19 protein-coding genes are annotated in these 17,583 nt (G+C 59.2%); 8 read left to right on the top strand and 11 right to left on the bottom strand.

Going from position 1 to position 17,583, the window contains the following annotated elements; all coding sequences use genetic code 11:
• Positions 1-6: 6 nt before the first annotated feature.
• Positions 7-723 (bottom strand): ribonuclease PH, encoded by a 717-nt coding sequence (rph, locus tag HUS57_RS13660; protein ID WP_173934455.1) that lies wholly within the window; start codon positions 721-723, stop codon positions 7-9.
• 215 nt (positions 724-938) lie between these two features.
• Between rph and hrcA the strand changes: the two genes are divergently transcribed.
• Together hrcA and grpE are read left to right on the top strand one after the other, a co-directional pair.
• Positions 939-2,009 (top strand): heat-inducible transcriptional repressor HrcA, encoded by a 1,071-nt coding sequence (hrcA, locus tag HUS57_RS13655; protein ID WP_173934454.1) that lies wholly within the window; start codon positions 939-941, stop codon positions 2,007-2,009.
• Between the two features lie 139 nt (positions 2,010-2,148).
• Positions 2,149-2,790 carry a nucleotide exchange factor GrpE gene (gene grpE, locus HUS57_RS13650; protein WP_173934453.1) on the top strand — a complete coding sequence of 214 codons (642 nt, stop codon included), beginning with the start codon at positions 2,149-2,151 and terminating at the stop codon, positions 2,788-2,790.
• A gap of 127 nt (positions 2,791-2,917) precedes the next feature.
• Here the strand turns inward: grpE and HUS57_RS13645 are convergent, their stop codons facing one another.
• Positions 2,918-3,796, bottom strand: a complete 879-nt coding sequence (locus HUS57_RS13645; RefSeq protein ID WP_173934452.1) for an SMP-30/gluconolactonase/LRE family protein — start codon at positions 3,794-3,796, stop codon at positions 2,918-2,920.
• Positions 3,793-4,557, bottom strand: coding sequence for an SDR family oxidoreductase (locus HUS57_RS13640; protein ID WP_173934451.1), 765 nt, complete (start codon positions 4,555-4,557; stop codon positions 3,793-3,795). The genes HUS57_RS13645 and HUS57_RS13640 overlap by 4 nt, the downstream gene beginning before the upstream one ends.
• Positions 4,558-4,933: 376 nt before the next feature.
• Here HUS57_RS13640 and HUS57_RS13635 point away from each other — a divergent pair, with 376 nt between their 5' ends.
• The 5 genes from HUS57_RS13635 (at position 4,934) to HUS57_RS13615 (ending at position 7,361) form a co-directional block, all read left to right on the top strand.
• Positions 4,934-5,245, top strand: coding sequence for a (2Fe-2S)-binding protein (locus HUS57_RS13635; protein ID WP_173934450.1), 312 nt, complete (start codon positions 4,934-4,936; stop codon positions 5,243-5,245).
• Positions 5,211-5,696 carry a bacterioferritin gene (bfr, locus tag HUS57_RS13630; protein ID WP_173934449.1) on the top strand — a complete coding sequence of 162 codons (486 nt, stop codon included), beginning with the start codon at positions 5,211-5,213 and terminating at the stop codon, positions 5,694-5,696. The genes HUS57_RS13635 and bfr overlap by 35 nt, the downstream gene beginning before the upstream one ends.
• A gap of 266 nt (positions 5,697-5,962) precedes the next feature.
• Positions 5,963-6,316, top strand: coding sequence for a metalloregulator ArsR/SmtB family transcription factor (locus HUS57_RS13625; protein WP_173934448.1), 354 nt, complete (start codon positions 5,963-5,965; stop codon positions 6,314-6,316).
• A gap of 23 nt (positions 6,317-6,339) precedes the next feature.
• Positions 6,340-6,789 (top strand): SRPBCC family protein, encoded by a 450-nt coding sequence (locus HUS57_RS13620; protein ID WP_173934447.1) that lies wholly within the window; start codon positions 6,340-6,342, stop codon positions 6,787-6,789.
• 17 nt (positions 6,790-6,806) lie between these two features.
• Complete coding sequence (locus HUS57_RS13615) at positions 6,807-7,361, top strand: SRPBCC family protein (protein ID WP_173934446.1); 555 nt, start codon at positions 6,807-6,809, stop codon at positions 7,359-7,361.
• A gap of 315 nt (positions 7,362-7,676) precedes the next feature.
• Here HUS57_RS13615 and HUS57_RS13610 read toward each other — a convergent pair whose 3' ends face one another.
• The 7 genes from HUS57_RS13610 to HUS57_RS13580 all read right to left on the bottom strand — a co-directional run bounded on the left by HUS57_RS13610 (position 7,677) and on the right by HUS57_RS13580 (position 15,804).
• The gene (locus HUS57_RS13610; protein WP_173934445.1) at positions 7,677-8,801 is read right to left on the bottom strand and encodes a mandelate racemase/muconate lactonizing enzyme family protein; all 1,125 of its coding nucleotides are present in this window, start codon (positions 8,799-8,801) and stop codon (positions 7,677-7,679) included.
• Positions 8,798-9,505: a dimethylmenaquinone methyltransferase gene (locus HUS57_RS13605; RefSeq protein ID WP_173934444.1), complete on the bottom strand. Its 708-nt coding sequence runs from the start codon at positions 9,503-9,505 to the stop codon at positions 8,798-8,800. Before HUS57_RS13605 ends, HUS57_RS13610 begins: the two co-directional genes overlap by 4 nt.
• 112 nt (positions 9,506-9,617) lie before the next feature.
• Positions 9,618-10,796: an enolase C-terminal domain-like protein gene (locus tag HUS57_RS13600; protein ID WP_173934443.1), complete on the bottom strand. Its 1,179-nt coding sequence runs from the start codon at positions 10,794-10,796 to the stop codon at positions 9,618-9,620.
• Between the two features lies 1 nt (position 10,797).
• Positions 10,798-11,784, bottom strand: a complete 987-nt coding sequence (locus HUS57_RS13595) for a 2-dehydropantoate 2-reductase N-terminal domain-containing protein (RefSeq protein WP_173934442.1) — start codon at positions 11,782-11,784, stop codon at positions 10,798-10,800.
• 28 nt (positions 11,785-11,812) lie between these two features.
• A complete protein-coding gene (locus HUS57_RS13590; RefSeq protein WP_173934441.1) occupies positions 11,813-13,585 on the bottom strand; it encodes an iron ABC transporter permease in 1,773 nt (590 codons plus the stop codon).
• Positions 13,582-14,769, bottom strand: a complete 1,188-nt coding sequence (locus HUS57_RS13585; RefSeq protein WP_173934440.1) for an ABC transporter ATP-binding protein — start codon at positions 14,767-14,769, stop codon at positions 13,582-13,584. The genes HUS57_RS13590 and HUS57_RS13585 overlap by 4 nt, the downstream gene beginning before the upstream one ends.
• A gap of 6 nt (positions 14,770-14,775) precedes the next feature.
• Positions 14,776-15,804, bottom strand: coding sequence for an extracellular solute-binding protein (locus HUS57_RS13580; protein WP_173934439.1), 1,029 nt, complete (start codon positions 15,802-15,804; stop codon positions 14,776-14,778).
• Positions 15,805-15,964: 160 nt separating this feature from the next.
• Between HUS57_RS13580 and HUS57_RS13575 the strand changes: the two genes are divergently transcribed.
• Positions 15,965-16,681, top strand: coding sequence for a GntR family transcriptional regulator (locus tag HUS57_RS13575; RefSeq protein ID WP_173934438.1), 717 nt, complete (start codon positions 15,965-15,967; stop codon positions 16,679-16,681).
• A 407-nt stretch (positions 16,682-17,088) separates the two neighbouring features.
• Here the strand turns inward: HUS57_RS13575 and HUS57_RS13570 are convergent, their stop codons facing one another.
• Entirely contained in the window at positions 17,089-17,538 is a 450-nt protein-coding gene (locus tag HUS57_RS13570) for a DUF2214 family protein (protein WP_173934437.1), read from the bottom strand.
• Positions 17,539-17,583 lie beyond the last annotated feature (45 nt).

The raw sequence follows: 17,583 nt of genomic DNA, 5'->3' as shown, positions 1-17,583 counted from the left end.
CACCTCTTACGAGACGGCCATTTTCTGTAGTTCCACCAGCCGCGAAATGCCCTTCCTGGCGAGCGCCATGAGTGCGGCAAACTCCTCCTCGGAAAAGGTAGCGCCCTCCGCGGTTGCTTGAACCTCCACGATTCCGCCCTGGCCCGACATCACGAAATTGGCATCGGTTCCCGCCGCCGAATCTTCGGCGTAATCGAGATCGAGAACAGGCGTTCCCTCATATATGCCGCAAGAAACAGCAGCCACATGGTCCTTCAGCACGCGTCCGATCGAGACCATCTGGCGCGCCTGCATCCAGGCAAGGCAATCGTAAAGGGCGACGAAGCCGCCGGTGATGGCTGCGGTGCGCGTTCCGCCGTCGGCTTGCAGCACATCGCAATCGACGGTGATCTGGAACTCGCCGAGCGCCGCAAGGTCGACCACCGATCGAAGGCTTCGGCCGATAAGACGCTGGATTTCCAGCGTGCGTCCGCCCTGTTTGCCGCTGGACGCCTCCCGTCGCATGCGCTCGCCGGTCGAGCGCGGCAGCATTCCGTACTCGGCCGTTACCCATCCCTTTCCTGAGTTGCGCAGCCAGGCAGGCACTTTTTCCTCCAGACTCGCTGTACACAGAACGTGCGTGTCGCCAAACCGGACAAGGCAAGAGCCTTCCGCATGTTTGGATATGCCGCGCTCGAAGCTGACGGCGCGCATCTCGTCCGGTTGGCGTCTGGATGGTCGCATAGTTTCGCCCTTCAGGGTCCCAAGTTGCACAGTTGGCGGCTATAGCTTTGCGGGAGCAGCGATGCAAAGGAAAACCTTACGCTGCGCCGCGAACCCGGCGATCATGCTTCATCTTCGTCACCGTGGCCAGCGCCTCAAAGCCTGCCCTCGCAGAGGCTTGCGTATAGTTGTGTTTGCTGCATCCCGGCTTATATTTTTGCCAGGAGAATGATGCCATGACCAAGCCCATTACAGACCAGGCACTTCAGTTGCTCGACACGCGTTCGCGCGACATTTTCCGGATCATCGTCGAGAGCTATCTGCAGCATGGCGAGCCGATGGGCTCGCGCAATCTGTCGCGCCTCCTGCCGACACAGCTTTCGCCCGCCACCGTGCGCAACGTGATGAGCGATCTGGAGAAACTAGGCCTAATCTATTCGCCGCATGTTTCGGCCGGGCGCCTGCCCACCCAGCAGGGCCTGCGCTTCTTTGTTGACGCTTTCATGGAGATTGGCGACCTAACGGAAGAAGAGCGCAACATCATCGAGGCGCAGATCAAGGCTTCCGGCCGTGGCCAGTCGCTGGAGCACATCCTCACGGAGGCAAGCCAACTGCTTTCCGGCCTTTCGCGGGGTGCGGGTCTCGTGGTGGCGTCCAAGACGGAAGCGCCGCTGAAGCATATCGAGTTCATCCAGCTTGAGCCGCGGAAGGCGCTTGCCATTCTCGTTTCACAAAGTGGCGACGTCGAAAACCGTGTTATCGAGGTTCCTGCCGGCGTGACAGCCTCTCAACTCAATGAAGCGTCAAATTTCCTCAACGCCCATATCCGTGGCCGGACCCTGGCGGAGGCGCGCTCCGAAATGGAACGGCTGAAGGAAGAAACGCGCGCCGCGCTCGATACCCTTTCCCAGTCGCTGGTAGAACAGGGGCTTGCCATCTGGGCCGGAAGCGAACACGACGTGCCGGCAAGGCTGATCGTGCGCGGCAGGGGGAATCTTCTGGAGAACGTCACCGCGCAGGCGGAACTGGAGTTGCTGCGTCATCTCTTCGAGGATTTGGAGACCAAGGAAGGCTTGATCCAACTTCTGGAGCTCGCTGAGGAAGGACACGGAGTGCGCATCTTCATCGGTTCGGAGAACAAGCTGTTCTCGCTATCCGGTTCCTCGCTGATCGTGGCGCCTTATCATGATGAGCATTCGCGCGTGATCGGCGCGCTGGGCATCATCGGCCCCACGAGACTGAACTATGCGCGGATTGTGCCGATGGTAGACTATACCGCGCAACTTGTGGGACGCATGCTGCGGTAATCGGCAGGAATTCGGCTTTGTGCGAGCAGAGTCGGGGCGGTAGAAGCCCGTAGCCATCGGGCAGACCCTTGATTTTGCCGCCGTGAACCTCGATATCCGGCGCGACCTTCGCAAAGCGTTGCATTAAAGTGGACAGGAAATGAGCACGCATCCAAAGGACGACAACGCACCCCAGAACCCACCCGCCGAGGAAATGGCTTCCGCAGCCGGGGCCGCGCCTGCAGAGATTGAAGCGGGCGATGTCGAGGTGACGGAAGAAGATGTGCTTCTCCGCCTAGCCCAGGAGAATGAGGAATTGAAAGAGCGCGCCCTGAGGCTTGCTGCCGACATGGAGAATCTGCGCAAGCGTACCCAGCGTGACGTTGCTGAGGCGCGCACCTACGGCATCGCCAATTTTGCGCGCGACATGCTGGGCGTATCAGACAATCTGCAACGTGCGCTTCAGGCTGTCCCCGACGAGGCCAAGGCTGAGGCCGAGCCTCGGTTGATGGCGCTGGTAGAAGGCGTGGAGATGACCGAGCGCGCCATGGTGGCGGCGTTGGAGCGGCACGGGGTGAAACGGATTGATCCCGAGGGTGAGAAATTTGATCCCCACTTCCACCAGGCGATGTTCGAGGTGGAGAATCCGGATGTACCGGCGGGCACCATCGTGCAGGTAGTGCAAACAGGATATGTGATTGGGGAGCGCGTGCTGCGGCCTGCCATGGTGGGCGTCGCCAAAGGCGGAGCGAAGGCGGAAGCGCCTACCGAAGACAATCCGCAGGCAGACAGCGCAGCCTAGACGTTAAAACAGCAGGCGAAGTAAGACTTGCCTGTATCCTGATCCGATCCGGCAACACCTTGCCGAAGACCGGTCCGCGGCCGGAACTGTCGCTGATTCCTTGCCTTGCCGGCAGCTTTCCCATGGCTCAAAGCTGCACGGCTGGCTCTAGACGTCCTTCTACATCGAGATCCAGTATAAAGGTCTTGCCGGCCAGCGGGTCATTCTTGAGGCCTTCCTCGTCCAACCCCTTGGAAGCGGAGGTAACCGCCAGCTTCCGCGCGTCGCGACCGATGAAGGCCGGGCAGGTGACCTGGCGCGCCGGCAATTTTACTGAGCGGACAAGCTCGCCGCGATGGTTCCAGACATCCAGCCGCCCGCTCCCGAATCGGGCGTTCCAGATCGCACCATGCGCATCGACTACAGAACCGTCAATGCCGCCCGGCATCTCGTTCCCTTCGATCGTCAGAACTGGATCGTCCACCGGCAGCCCCATCTCAGGATCGCAGGCCACGCGGTAAAGCCGGTTTTCGCCGGTATCCGAGAAATAGCCGATGGTACCGTCCTGGGAAAAGCAGATCGAGTTGGGCGTGGTGATATGGGAGAAGAGCCGGCGCAACTCGCCCTTGAAATACCAGTAAATTGCGCCCTCCTGCTCCTCTCCTTTTTTGCTCATGGTGCCGAACCATAAGGCGCCGCAGGGGTGAGCCCGCGCATCGTTTGACCGCATGTCAGGCCGGTCGGCCTCCACCTCGTGGAGCATGGACAGCCTGCCGGTTGCGATCTCGCGCAGCATAAGGCCCTTTTCAGTGACCAGAAGGTGGCTGGCCTCGTCTAGCCGGGCAAGTGCGCTCGCCATCACGGGTAGGGCGTGAATCCTTGTTTCGCCACCCGCAAGAGGGTGCTCCAGGAGTTTTTGCTCAAGGATGTCGAACCAAAAGAGCGTATCGCTATGGGGCTCGTAGATGGGCCCCTCCCCCAGCTTGCATGCAACTTCCGATAGTACTGAAGCGGCGATCTCGGTCACAGCACTCCTCCGTCTACGATCAGCGTCTGTGCCGTTATGGCACTCGAAGTTGCCGAGGCGAGAAAGAGACAGGGACCAACCATGTCATCGGCCACCAGCTCTCTTTTCAGGCACTGGCGCTCCAGATGGGACGCAAGCCCTTCGTCGGTAACCCAGAGTGCTTTCTGGCGTTCCGTGATCACCCAGCCGGGTGCGATGGCATTGACGCGTATACCGAAGGGCCCCAGTGCTCCCGCCAGCCCCTTGGTCAGACCCACGATACCGCCCTTTGCCGCCGTGTAGGCGGGCATGCCGCCATGATTGATCATAAAGGAAGTCGAGGTGAAGTTGATGATGGAGCCGCCGCCCGCCGCCTTCATTCCAGGCACCACTGCCTGAATGGCGAAGAAGTGCGGACGCAGGTTCACAGCATGGTTATCCTCCCAATATTCGGGCGTCACCTCCTCGATCGCGTGGCGGTCGTCGCGTGCCGCATTGTTAACGAGAACGGAAACAGGCCCGTTCACGTCTGCCGCTTCCGCTGCGGCCTGTCTTAGAGAAGCGATGTCGCGCAGGTCCGCCTGCAGAAACAGGGGTGTCCTGCCGAGCGCATCATGCAGCTTTTGGCAAAGGGCGCGGCTTTCGTCCTCCGCGAAATCGATGAAGGCTACATTCGCCCCCTGGCGCAAAAAGCCCTCGGTCAGAGCTGCCCCTATCCCGCTGCCCCCGCCGGTGATCAACACCGAGGCGCCTTCGATGTCCGGAAAGACTCCCGCAGCCATCCTAGTGTGCTCCTTGCCTTTCAGGCAATCTAGCTCGCGACCGCCGTCCTGCAAGAGCCACACCTTGATGATGCCGTGATCAGAATGCGGGCGGCGGATCACCCCACTTTTAAAGCAGGATTAATGCAGTTCTGCCGCGCATTCATGTAGAGCGCGTCAATATGACCGGTAATGTCAACTTTATATTGACAAGCATTCGCCGTCGTCGCATTTAACTGGCGTAAAACGCGTTCCGATGTCTGGGGCCTGAACCCATAACATTGAAAACGCTGCTCCCGCTCTGCGGCTGTTGGCGGGTAGGCAGCGGTTTTTTCGAGGGTTTCATCGCCGGTATCGGATTGGGGTACCTTGCTCCCTGGAAAGATCAGCGGAAGCCATGCTCGTCTGCCATTGCAACCTCATCACCCAGAAAGAGATCGAAGACGCCATCATCGTGATGCTCGATGAGGATCGGTGGCAACTTATTGTGCCCGCGAAAGTTTATCACGCTATGGCAAAGCGTGGCCGGTGTTGCGGCTGTTTCCCGAATGTGGTGGAAACCATTATTCGGGTAACCGAAGAATATCACGGCCGTGCCGGTGGTGGCGACGTGGAGACCGTGACATATCTGGATCGTGTCCGCGCCCTGCGCGATAAATTCGGGAGTAAGTTCATTGAAAGGCGATACAAGGGTCATAGAGCGGCTTAACGAGGCTCTTTTTTTGGAGCTCGGCGCCGTCAATCAATACTGGCTTCATTACCGGCTGCTGGAGGATTGGGGCTACACCAAGCTGGCAGAGAAGGAGCGCGCAGAATCCATCGAGGAAATGCATCATGCCGATAGGATCATCGAGCGCATCATCTTTCTCGAAGGCCACCCCAATCTGCAAACTCTGGCGCCTCTGCGCATCGGGCAGAACGTAAAGGAGGTGCTCGAAGCGGACCTGGCCGGCGAGTTCGATGCACTCGACTCCTATAAGCGGTCGCGTGAGATCTGCCATGAGGCGGGCGACTATGTCACCATGAAGCTCTTTGAAGATCTTCTGGAAGACGAAGAAGGCCATGTCGACTTCCTGGAAACTCAGCTTGCCCTGCTGGAGGACCTTGGAGAAGAGAAGTACGGTCTTCTAAACGCCCACTCGGCAAAGAAGGCCGATTAGCCCTTTAGGCGCTATCTTTCCGGCCGATCTTTTTTCCTGATGCTCACGCGGAAGCGGCTGTAGCCAAGGCCTTTTATGCTGCGTCAGGGGCAGTGCGAGGCTGCCCCTGCCTGTTCGCGCCCGATAGCGGCCTGCTTTTTCCTCTCTCCCCGCTTCTACCGCGCTTTATTCGCCGTAGCGGATATATCTGCTTGCGCCATGATGCGCTGGCTTCGATATTAAACCTTTCGGTTGACAATCGGTTCGCTTTCTTTATTGTAAACTACATGGTTGAAAATTCCGCAGTCCTCGATGCAGTCTTTCACGCGTTGTCCGATTCTACCCGGCGAAGGATGCTGCGTGCTTTAGCCAAGGGAGAGCAGAGCGTCAGCGCGCTGGCTGCGCCATTCTCCATGTCCCTTGCGGGCGCATCTAAGCATGTGAAAGTTCTGGAGCGGGCCGGGCTGGTGCGCCGCAGGGTCGACGGCCGCATTCATTATTGCCGGCTCGATGCCGCGCGGCTTGCGGAGGCCGAGGCATGGCTTCGTCACTACGAACGGTTCTGGAACAGGCGGCTCGACACCCTGGAGGCGCTTCTGCGCGCGGAAGATGACCAGACGCGGAAGGGGGATATCGCATGACATTGCGAATGCAGGAGGACCCCATGGCAATCTGTCCGATCGTTAGAGCCCAAATGCTTATCCGCAGGCCGGTGGCGGAAGTCTTCAATGCCTTTGTCGATCCCGCCATAACAACTCGTTTCTGGTTCACGCGCTCGAGCGGGCCACTGGAATCAGGACATTCGGTAAAATGGGAATGGGAGATGTACGGCGTCTCCGCGGACGTGCGTGTCAAGCAGATTGAGCCGAACCGCCGCATCCTGATCGAATGGGATGAGCCGCCGACGAGTGTCGAGTGGCTGTTCACCGCCCGCCCGGACGACACCACGCTTGTCGTCATCACCAATCGGGGCTTTTCCGGAGAAGATGACGCCGTGGTGGCCCAGGCAATAGATTCAATGGGCGGCTTTTCGCTGGTGCTTGCGGGCGCTAAGGCACTGCTGGAACACGGTATCGAACTCGGTCTGGTGGGCGACCACCACCCTGTGGACTGAAGCCAAGGGAGGATGGGATGACGCTGAATAGTGGCGAAACCGTTTCCGGAAAAAGGATTGCCGACGACGCCGTCAGGATCGAACGGCTCCTGCCAGGTTCCATGGAGCGAGTCTGGACCTATCTCACCCAGTCGGACAAGCGCCGTCTCTGGCTAGCCGCGGGCGAGATGGAGCTGCGCTTGGGTGGCCGCGTGGAGCTTCTTTTCCGCCATAAGGAACTGTCGGACGAGGCGGCGCCTGCCCGTTACAAGGAATTTGAAAACAGCCCCGCAATGTTCGGCGCGGTGACAGAATGCGACCCGCCGCGACTGTTAGCCTATAGCTGGCCCGGGGACGATGGAGCAAGTGAGGTGCGCTTTGAGCTTTTCCCCGAAGGCGAGGACACACGGCTTGTGCTCACGCATCGCCGCCTGCACGAGGCGAAGGCGATGATCAGCGTTGCGAGTGGCTGGGAGGCGCATCTTGGCATTCTCGAAGACCGCCTCGCCGAGCGCCCACCACGCGGCTTCTGGTCGGAACATGACCGGTTCGAAAAAGCTTACAGAAACCTGTTCACACCTCCAGCTAGCTAAGGACCGTGGGAGTTTAGGTTTGACCCGTGCGACGTCAATGGGCGAATGTCCGGGCTGAGCAATGATGTTTGCTGCGGAAGGGATCCGCCGAGCAAGCGCTATCGTCAGGTGGGTGGTTTGGCTTTGGCCTGCGACAACCAACACCCGTAATCCTAACGTTAAGAATGACTTTTTTGCAATCGTGGATCATTGCCCAAACGCATCGCAGGGCTGTGAAGGCGGCCATAGCGGCCCGCCTCGTTCGTTCCTCACTTCAGCACGTACGATAATCAAGTGGTCTCGAAAAATGCCATGGCACTGTCGGACCATGCACGCTCACGATATTTGATATTGCCGAAGAGCAGCTTCATCAAGCTCCAAGCCAATGCCTGGCGCAGAGGGCAGCGATACGGATCCATCCTTCAGGAGAAGAGGTTCTTTCACAATTGTGCTGGCGCGTTCGGCAAAGTTCACGAAGTATTCAGTGATCAGGAAATTCGGCATGGTCGCGCAAGCCTGTATCGTGGCGGCCAATCCCACGGTAGGGCTGTTATAATTGTGTGGTGAAACCGCAACGAGGCAGGCATCCGCCATCGCGGCAATCTCGGTCAGTTCCAGAATGCCGCCGCAATTGGTGACATCGGGGTTAATGATGTCGACGGCACGAGCCGCAAAGAGGGGGTTGAACGCGCTCTTGCTGTAAAGATCCTCCCCAGAGACGACAGGAATGCCGCAGGCGCGCCTGACCTCAGCAAGGCCTTCTGGATGGGAACTTGGCACTGGTTCCTCAAGCCAGTAGGGATCGAAGGGAGCGATGTCACGCGCGACGGAAATCGCGCTCGCAGTGGTAAATCTGCGGTGCGCCTCGATAAGAAGCTCTACGTCGGGGCCGACCGCCTCTCTGATGGAGCGAACGCATTCCTTTGCAGCCTGGCGGTCGCCACGGCTGATGAATGGCCGCCATGGACCAGGAAATGGATCGAATTTTAGTGCCCGGAAGCCCGCTTCTATCAGTTCGGCAGCCTTGCGGGCTCCTGCCTCGATCGCCTGCGTGCTGCCGTCGAACTTGCGCAACCATCCATTGGCGTAAACCTTGAAGCTGGACTGGCATGCCCCGCCGAGAAGGTTGTAGACGGGCTGGCCGACCCTCTTGCCGACGATATCCCACATAGCGATCTCAATTGCGCTTACCGCACAGTGGAACTCCAATGAGCCACGCTTTATGGCAAAATCCAGAAATGCGGTACGCTTGAAATCGCGTATGGTGTGAATGCCGCGCCCGATTATTTGTCGGCCGAGTTCTTTTATCAACGCCAGCACAGCCGCCTCGCGGCCTGTCACGGTATAGGCTTCACCCCATCCAACATGGCCGCTGCTGCTTTCCATCCGCACGAACAGCCACGCCTTCGGCCCGCCGGAGTCTATGAGGAAGGGCTCGACATGCCTGATGGTGTCATTCATCCTGCCTCGCCTCCCAACAGTCTTCCAGGCTGCGGAGCCTGAACTTCGTGGAGCTTCAGCCGGGCATCCAGCCAGCTTCGATCCCACGTTCCCGCCCGGATCTGGCTTTCCTCAACCATTTCGGCAGCCATCTTCGCCTCGGCGGCTGCGATCACCTCGTTGGCCCTTGCCCTGGGAATAACCGCAACCCCATCCTCGTCGCAGATAACCAGATCACCGCACTCGACCACCAGGCCGGAAATGGAAACGGGGCCGCGCAAGGCTCCGGGACCATCCTTATAAGGCCCAAGATGGGAGATGGCTCTGGCAAAGACGGGCGGTGCCGATTCTTGAAGCTCTGATAAATCGCGCACGGCACCGTCGACCACCAGTGCCGCGATTTTTCTCGTCGCCGCGTAAAGACCCATGAGGCCGCCCAGAAGAGCCCGGTCCTCGGCCCCGCCGCCCGCCACCGTGACGATATCTCCGGGCGCAGCCATGTCCAGGGCCTTGTGCAGCACAAGATTATCGCCGGGTCTCGTACGTACCGTAAAGGCCGGGCCGACAACGACTCCACCCGGCCTGAGTCCGGAGATCGGGCGAATTCCAGGAGCACCCGACCAGCGGTCAAAGGCATCGGAGACATAGGATGTCTTGAGGCGGGAAAGCCGCTTCAGAAGTGCCTGATCAGGAGATGGCGGTGCCGGAAAGAGTGTGCAGTTCATTATACTTTCCTTAGATGAGCTGGTTCAAAGCCACTGATGCGCCTGCCTCCTCTGGTCCGGAACGAGCACGGAGCCTTCTTCAAGGGAGACAATGGGAGCATCGGGAATGGAATCATCGGAAGTCTTCGTTCAGAACCTTAACAGGCCTTATCCATTCCTTCGGGATATCCATGCCGAAGCCCGGCGCATCGGACGGTCTGACCTTCCCGTTTTCAGGAACGGCGACTCCCGGTATTCGCGAGACCTCCGCGAGCGGCACGCCTGGGTCAGAGCCCATCCAGTATTCCGCGACCGCCGCCTCCGGCGCGGCAATATGGAAGTGCTGCCCGTAGGCGTTGTTCGCTCCGAAATGCGGGATGGTTGCCACGCCAAACGATTCTGCCAGATGATAGATCTTCAAGAGTTCGGAAAGGCCGCCGCACCAGCGTATGTCGGGCTGGATGACGTCGACGCAGCGGCGCTCAAGTAGGGCCCGGAATGCGTGCCGGCCATGGTGATCCTCCCCCGTCGCCCAACACACCCAGCCTGCACGCCGGCGAAGCTCAAGCAGGCCATCCATGTCCCATGGCATGAGCGGCTCCTCGATCCAACGAAGAGAATAGGGTCGCAGGCGCTCAGCGATCCTCACGGCAAAGTCGACATTGAAGGACATCACCGGATTGTACATCAGCTCGCGGTCGCCCACGGCGTCGCGCGCGGCGGCAACCTTTCGCTCGGCCAGGCGTAAGCCATCCTCCCCGTGATCGTAATGGACGGGGTTGCTGATCTTGAAGCGCTCGAATCCCAATTCGATTGCCCAATCGAGATCGTCGCTCGTGCAGTAGCAGTTTATCGCCTCGCGCACAGGACCGCCCAGCAGTGAATAGACTGGAACCTCCAGCAGCTTGCCCTTGAGATCCCACAGGGCAAGATCCACCGCGCTGCGAGCGATGCAATTGATGCCTTCCCCTCCTGTCCGCTGGCTGGCGCGCCACATGATGTCGGCCAGATACTCAACGGCAAGGCAATCTTTGCCGAGGATCAAGGGCGCGTAGATTGTCTCCACTGCCGCCGCAACAGGACCGCCCCAACTCCCCTGACCGAGACCCCAGGTGCCATCCTCAGCGACGACCTGAACCCAGAACTCACCGGGGATCGCGCCGGGTATCCGTGTGTGAAGAGCCGAGAACTCCGGATATTTGTTGATCGGAAATGCCCGCGCGGCGGCGCGGTTTGCATTCGGGCGACGGGAAGGCGGCAAGGCTTTCTCAGGATAGTCAATGACGACGATGTTGACCGAACTGATCTTCATACTACCGCTCCTCACCAACGGACTTCTTCAGCCTGTCCCACACCTCCGCCGCATCGCGACGCCCAGGTCCTGCTCCGCACCGGACAGTATCCCACAAGGCTCTTTGGACCTCTTCGTTTATGGGTGTCGCGAAACCGTGGAGGCGGCCAAGCAGCACGATCTCCCCATTGAGGAAGTCGACTTCGACCGAGCCTGTTTTCCGGGCAAGGCTTTGCCACGTTGAACCGCCCGGGCGCTTCCTGTCAGCCTGCGGATCATAGGTGAGGATGTCTTTTCGACGCGCGCTCATCTCCTCTGCCGTGGCATGGTCAACCTCAGCAGCGTGCAGGCATGCTTCGGCCTCCTCCCTGACTGCTTTCAACAGATGTTCACGCGCCTGAGATGGCGCAAATGCCGCCTGTACGCCCGTGCCTACATTTTGAAGCAGCTTGGCATATTTCCAGCGCATGATGTTGGGCACTGCACGGGAGCTGAAGCCGGCCTTCGAAAGGTCCTGCGCAATGCTGACAGCCTCTGTGTCGATACCGCCGGGATAGCGCCCCAGGTCGAGGATGCCGGCGGACGGGTATGCGGGATTTTCTACCTTTCCAGCAGCCACGAATACTGCTGCCACACGTACCGTGAGGCCATAAACCTTCGAGAAGAAACGCTGTGCGCTCCTCTCGTTCTCAACTCCGTTCTGCGCGCATATGACAGATATGGAGGGCGGAGCAGCAAGGCAGAGCGTCCGAAGCGCATCAAGCGTATGCTGCGATTTCATGCATAGAAAAACGCGGTCGCCGTCGCGAATTTCCGCCTCGTCCGGGTGAGCAACCGTTGAAATCCTGAGACGTTGCTCGCCCTTGCGGCTTTGATAGATCAGCCCGCTTTCGCGCAGAGCCTCAAGATGCTCGCCCCGCGCGATCAGCACGACCTCGTAGCCGGCGTCCGCTAGTTCGGCGCCTATAGCACAGCCGATCGCACCGGCGCCGTAAATCACGTAACGCATTGGCTATCCGTCCTTGCACCGGAAATGGTCATGCTTGCGCCTTCTGCGCGCCTAGCCCATGCCGGCGGCGGTAATAATGCATCCACCCGAACACCGAAGCGATCACGGCACTTGCCAGCACGGTGATGGTGGTGGCCACGGCCGCCAGTTCGCCGAATTGCCCGGATTCCCAGATATCGATGATCACGAAACCGATTACCGGATAGCGGACGCCTGCGAGCATCGAGGAGGCCGTCAGCTCGCCGATCATCAACACGAACACCAGCGCGGCGCCGGAAAGCATCCCCGGCAGTGTCAGCGGCATGATGATCTTCCGGAAGGTACGAGCCTCCCCGGCGCCCGCCACTTCAGAGGCTTCCACCAGCTCCTTGCCGACCTGCGCGAATGCCGAACTTGCGGCAATCGAGGCTTCCGGCAGGTACATGACGATGTAGGCCAGGAAAAGGATCAGCAGCGTTCCTGCAAGATGAAGCGGCGGCCCGCTGAAGGCGACAAGGAACCCGATGCCAATCACGACATGCGAGAACGCGGCGGGAAACTTGGTGACGCCGTCCACGATTGGTCCAGAGGACGCGTTGCGGCGGATATAGAGCGCAAGTATGCCCGCGATGACCATTGCCGTCACGCCTCCGGTAACGCCAAGCAGCAGGCTGTCGAACAGCGCTTTTTGGGTAAGCTGCTTCGTGAACAGGATGCGCTCATAATGCGCCAGCGTCAGCGAGGACCAGGAGATGCGAGGGCTCCAGAAAGGCTGCAACGAGACTATGACGAGCGCAAAAACCGGAAGGATCGAGGTAATCGCAAGATAGCCGATCATGACAAGCCGGGCTGGCCATTTCCATGCGCCGAGCAGAATCGCGGCCTGGCGGTTGCTCTTGCCGGAAATCTGGGCGTAATGCCCTTTGCTGACAACCCGCCGGTGCAACGTCCAAACGGCAAAGATGAATACGAGAAGCAGGCTGGCAAGGCTTACCGCCTCGTCGGTGCGCGGCGGATACTCGTTGGTCATCGTCTGAATGATGCGCACCGAAAGGATGTCGATATTGGCGCGGGTGGCGATGATCGCCGGAACCGAATAGAGCGACATGCCGACCATGGTTATCAGAAGCATCGCGCCGATGAGGGCTGGCCGGATAGCGGGTAGAGACACACGCCTCATGGTCATGAACAGCCCGGCCCCGCTCGCACGGGATGCCTCTTCCAGCGAACCGTCGATGTTTCGCAAGGCGGAGGCGACAATGACATAGACATAAGGGACAAAATAGAGGGCATAGACGAAGATCAGGCCGCCCCAGGTCTGGATATTGACGCGGATACCGAGACCGAGCTGGTTGATTGTCAGATCCAGCCATCTGTTGATGAAACCGACGGTGGGCGAGCCGAGAAAGATCCAGCCAATTGCCAGAGCCACCGTCGGCAGAAGAAGGGGGATGAGGGGCAGGAGGTCGCCCACGATACCAAGTCGGGCGTCAGTCCGTTCGTTCAGCCAGGCAAATATTGATGCGGTGACGAGCGCCAGCGCGCCGCCGCATACAACCGCCGCAAGAGTGTTGAACAGGACTCGGGGCAGCCATGGCGCAGTCAATGTGGCAGCGAAGGAGGAAAGGTCAATCTCGCCCCCTTTAGTAAACGCCCTGATGATTCCCCATCCGACCGGATACACGATCAGGAAGAGCATCAGGCCGGCCAGGGACCAGGAGAGAATGGCAAAGAAGGGGATCCGCTCAAGCGTTCCCTTGGAGATGATAGGTGTGGCAGGACTGCCTGTTCCGGAGAAACGCTGCCCGATCTGCGCCTTCATTGGCGCCGCCCTCCTTCGGCTGAAAACAGCAGCACGAATTCGGGATCGAGGCTGAGTGTGACCGTCTCGCCTTCGCTCAACTGCTGACGGCGGTCGGCCCATACGCGCAACATCGTCCCGCCTGCCTCTACTAAGATTTCGCGATGTGCTCCGAGAAACTCCCGCGCGATGACCTTTGCCTGCACAGTATTTGCGGCGTTCTCACCCTGCGCCAGCAAGCTGATCCTTTCAGGGCGGCACATGAGCGTCACACGGGCGCCGTTTGCCGGCGCCTGACCGCTCTTATCGCAGACCGCCTCGACCGGGCCGAAGGCTGTATCCACCCGCGCTTTTCCCGCTTCGCAGCCGACCACCGTCCCCGCCCAAGTATTCGCGGTGCCAACAAAATCCGCCACATAGAGCGAGGCCGGATTGTCGTAGATGGTTTCTGGATCAGCAAGTTGCACGATCCGGCCGCGATCGATGACCGCGATGCGGTCGGCGATGGCCATCGCCTCAGTCTGATCGTGCGTTACATAAAGACCGGAGAACCCAAGTCGTTTCTGCATCGATCTGATTTCAAGGCGCAACTGCTCACGCACCTTGGCATCTACATTGGACAAGGGTTCATCGAAGAGTATTACGCGCGAATCGCCGACAACGGCGCGGGCAAGCGCCACGCGCTGCTGCTGTCCGCCGCTGATTTGCCCCGGATGGCTTGCCTCCAATCCAGCCAGCCCGACCATTTGCAGAGTGCGCGACACCCGCTTATCGATGTCGGAGCGCTTCATCCCTCGGGCCTCAAGAGGATATGCCACGTTCTGATGAACGCTCATATGCGGCCATAGAGCATAGGACTGAAAGATCATGCTCGCCGGCCGCCGGTTGGGCGGAAGGAAGGTCTCCCGCGCCGATGAATAAACCAGTTCTCCGGCTATGGATATTTCGCCACTGTCTGGCCGCTCCAGACCAGCTACGCACCGCAAGAGCGTCGTCTTTCCACAACCGCTGGGCCCGAGGAGGACCACCATCTCCTGCTGTCCGACTGTAAGATTGACGTCATTCACCGGCACGACCTCGCCTCCGCCGGAACGGCGGAAGCGCTTCATCAGTCCCCGGACCTCGATGGTGCTGACGGACTGTGCTGCAACCTCGCGGACTACATCGGATGCATACACAGAGTTGCGTGCCAGGGTCTCGCTCATGACGCTTCAGCCATCCACGCCAAGCAAGCTCAGCACCTCGGCGCGTTCCTCAGCCGAGATATCGAACCGTGCGGGGTGAAACTTTTCCGAAACCGGATCGCAGCCTTCCACTTCCGGATGAGGCGACGAGTAGCCGCCGGTAGAACATTCAAGCTGCTGTGCCGCACCGGACAGGAACCAGTTAAGGTACAGCCGTGCGGCATTCGGATGGGACGAGTTCACGGGCACTCCGTAGTATTGAACGATGCCATGGGCAGGAATGTCGGAACCGCTTGAGGGCCGAACCCGGTCGATCGGCGCACCCATCGCCTTTGGTTCGTTCACCTGCGACACCGTCACCGGAAAACCGATCAGAGCCCCGCCCGCACCGACCTCTTGAGAGGCGGGCAGCCCAGCCGCCGCGAAGGTGCAGTTCTGTTCGCGCAACTTCACCAGGAACTCGTCTCCATAGGAGACGCGCAGCAGATGATAGAAGGAGACGAAAGTGGGCGATGTCCGAGGATCGATCATCAGACAGCGCCCAGTGTAGCGCTCGTCAAGGATATCTTCCCAACTTGTCGGAGGATCCTGAAGCAACTCTGTGTTGTATACCAGCCCGTGCTCCGAAAAGGATGCATGAAGGTAATTCTTTGTCTTCGCGGACTCAGGCCAATGCACCAGATTCGGAATCAGCTCCTCGGTCATGGGCTGCCACCAATCTTCGTGCACTTCGAAAAGGTCGGTGGTAGCGGAATTGAACAGATCGGCCTCATAGACGGAGGACGCAACCTCGTTGCCGTAACGGGTATTGAGCGCGCCTGAAGGCAACCGCAGCACATTGACGTTGATGCCTGGATATTCTTTCTGAAACGCCTCAACCAGGATCGCAACGGTGGCCTCGCTGGAGGACGTGTAGAAGGTCATCGTGCCTTCTTCACGCGCCGCTGCGGCCAGCGCCTCCATCTCGCTCTCCGAGACCTGGGCTGAAGCAGCCGATGCCATCATCACGGCTCCAGCCAAAACGCCGCACGCACGAGTGAAAGCGAAATTCATCATGACACCCCTCCCTGGGCTACTCTCCTGACACGGAAGGGGTAGTAGCTGCTGAAAAGCACGTCAAGCGGAATTGTCGTCAATCTGAAAAAAATAAGCGCTTAATGTCAACAATATCGCCGACTGATCCTATTTATTGACTGCATTCTGTAAGTTCTGTGCTATGATTGTTGACATTGGGCGCAACGACGAAATTTATAGTAGCCACTTTTCACAGGGAGATTTTATGTCGACGGCATCATCGATCCGGGACCAAATCGAACAGGCAATTCTCGCTGGCGAGCTGGGAGCCGGGCAACGTGTGTATGAGAATGCGCTCGCGACGAAACACGGTGTCAGCCGCTCGGTGGTTCGTGAAGCGTTGCGATCTCTTGAAAATGAAGGGCTGGTGACCTTTCTCGAAAACCGTGGTGCCGTGGTGCGGCAACCAACCGTTTCCGACATCCTAGAGCTTTACGATGTGCGGGCTGGATTATCCGCCACAGCGGGTAGGCTTGCCGCTTCCAATGCATCCACCGCCCAGATAGAGGAACTTCGCGAATATCAGAGTCAGATGACAAAGTTGCGCGACCTTGATTCGGAAGCTGAATATGATCGGCTCAACATCGCGTTTCACGACCTTATCTTCATCGCTTCCGGTAATCAGCGGCTCAAGCAGATACATGATGCTGTATCCAAGGAGATGAGGCTGTTCGTAAGGCGCGGTGTCGCAGGTTCGGGTGGTTTGCGAATGTCCTGCTTTGAACATGAACGCATTCTCCAAGCCCTCATGGCGGGTGATGTGGTTGAAGCAGGGAATTCCTTTGAGGCGCATATCTACAGCGGCAAGGCGCGCATGATGCAGAATATGTACTCCACCCAAGACCCTGCTTTTGCATGAAGCGCAAGAAGTGCCAGGCCCGCAACGGAGCGGACTGGCCGCCGAGGGCTCCAAGCGAAGGATCCATCTTCGCATCATCCCTGCTGCGCGGCTCAGTTGGGGAACGAGACCGACCGCTTCGCCGATCCGTCATTCTGATAACCAGGGGGACCGTGGCTATCGAGGACTGCCCCGCAGATCACCCTCGATCACCCGCCTAGCGCAGTTAGAACACTCGCGCAAACCTGATGAAGCCGGCGGCCAAAGCCGGCTGGGACTGCTGCGGTAAAATTGCACGCTGGTGGCGCAGCGGCCCGCAGCGCAGGGGAGGGTCAGCTTAAGCAAGGCACGGGGCACGCCACCCTCATGGTCATGTCGCCGGCGCCAAAAGCCTCAAGGTACATGACCCTATAAGTGTACATCTTTAGCTAGCCGACGTCGCGTGCCATCATGGCTGCGAAGATGGGTATCAGAGCAAAGACGGCTAATTCGGCCACCAGGAAACGGCGTGCGGCGGCAATCTCCACGTCTGGAACGACATATGTCCCCGCTTGCCGCGCGGCGCGATGCCATTGCAGGATTTTCATGGTCGGCCTGATGGAGATGAGGGCAACCGCCAGAAAGGCGGCCATCTTGCCCCAGAAGGCATGGTTGGCGACGTAGAACTCCCAGCCCTTCAGGCCGTAGATGACCCGGCCAACGCCCACAAGGACAAGTGTAAGCGCGACCGCTCCAAACACGCGGTCAAGGTGGGCAAGGATCGACAGGTTCCTCCCTGCAAGGCCCTTGCGCATCAGGACGAATTCGCCAGCCAGCGTTCCCGCAAGCAGGAACATCAACAGATGGTGCAGAATGGCAAGCAAGAGGTCGGTGAACATGTCCCCTCCAAACAGTGAGCCCAGTACCAGTGATGCACCGTTTGG

The organism is Chelativorans sp. Marseille-P2723, assembly GCF_902809845.1.
Taxonomy (GTDB): Bacteria; Pseudomonadota; Alphaproteobacteria; order Rhizobiales; family Rhizobiaceae; genus Chelativorans.
Note: the sequence above shows the minus strand (reverse complement) of the source record. Positions and strands in the feature narration are given on the sequence as shown.

Excerpts from the sequence above, each read along its gene's own strand:
- HUS57_RS13590 (WP_173934441.1), bottom strand. The coding sequence starts at position 13,585 with ATGAAGGCGCAGATCGGGCAGCGTTTCTCCGGAACAGGCAGTCCTGCC.
- HUS57_RS13595 (WP_173934442.1), bottom strand. The coding sequence starts at position 11,784 with ATGCGTTACGTGATTTACGGCGCCGGTGCGATCGGCTGTGCTATAGGC.
- HUS57_RS13615 (WP_173934446.1), top strand. The coding sequence starts at position 6,807 with ATGACGCTGAATAGTGGCGAAACCGTTTCCGGAAAAAGGATTGCCGAC.
- rph (WP_173934455.1), bottom strand. The coding sequence starts at position 723 with ATGCGACCATCCAGACGCCAACCGGACGAGATGCGCGCCGTCAGCTTC.
- HUS57_RS13635 (WP_173934450.1), top strand. The coding sequence starts at position 4,934 with ATGCTCGTCTGCCATTGCAACCTCATCACCCAGAAAGAGATCGAAGAC.
- HUS57_RS13640 (WP_173934451.1), bottom strand. The coding sequence starts at position 4,557 with ATGGCTGCGGGAGTCTTTCCGGACATCGAAGGCGCCTCGGTGTTGATC.
- HUS57_RS13605 (WP_173934444.1), bottom strand. The coding sequence starts at position 9,505 with ATGAACTGCACACTCTTTCCGGCACCGCCATCTCCTGATCAGGCACTT.
- HUS57_RS13580 (WP_173934439.1), bottom strand. The coding sequence starts at position 15,804 with ATGATGAATTTCGCTTTCACTCGTGCGTGCGGCGTTTTGGCTGGAGCC.
- HUS57_RS13620 (WP_173934447.1), top strand. The coding sequence starts at position 6,340 with ATGGCAATCTGTCCGATCGTTAGAGCCCAAATGCTTATCCGCAGGCCG.
- hrcA (WP_173934454.1), top strand. The coding sequence starts at position 939 with ATGACCAAGCCCATTACAGACCAGGCACTTCAGTTGCTCGACACGCGT.
- grpE (WP_173934453.1), top strand. The coding sequence starts at position 2,149 with ATGAGCACGCATCCAAAGGACGACAACGCACCCCAGAACCCACCCGCC.
- HUS57_RS13575 (WP_173934438.1), top strand. The coding sequence starts at position 15,965 with ATGATTGTTGACATTGGGCGCAACGACGAAATTTATAGTAGCCACTTT.
- HUS57_RS13570 (WP_173934437.1), bottom strand. The coding sequence starts at position 17,538 with ATGTTCACCGACCTCTTGCTTGCCATTCTGCACCATCTGTTGATGTTC.
- HUS57_RS13610 (WP_173934445.1), bottom strand. The coding sequence starts at position 8,801 with ATGAATGACACCATCAGGCATGTCGAGCCCTTCCTCATAGACTCCGGC.
- HUS57_RS13600 (WP_173934443.1), bottom strand. The coding sequence starts at position 10,796 with ATGAAGATCAGTTCGGTCAACATCGTCGTCATTGACTATCCTGAGAAA.
- HUS57_RS13625 (WP_173934448.1), top strand. The coding sequence starts at position 5,963 with ATGGTTGAAAATTCCGCAGTCCTCGATGCAGTCTTTCACGCGTTGTCC.
- HUS57_RS13585 (WP_173934440.1), bottom strand. The coding sequence starts at position 14,769 with ATGAGCGAGACCCTGGCACGCAACTCTGTGTATGCATCCGATGTAGTC.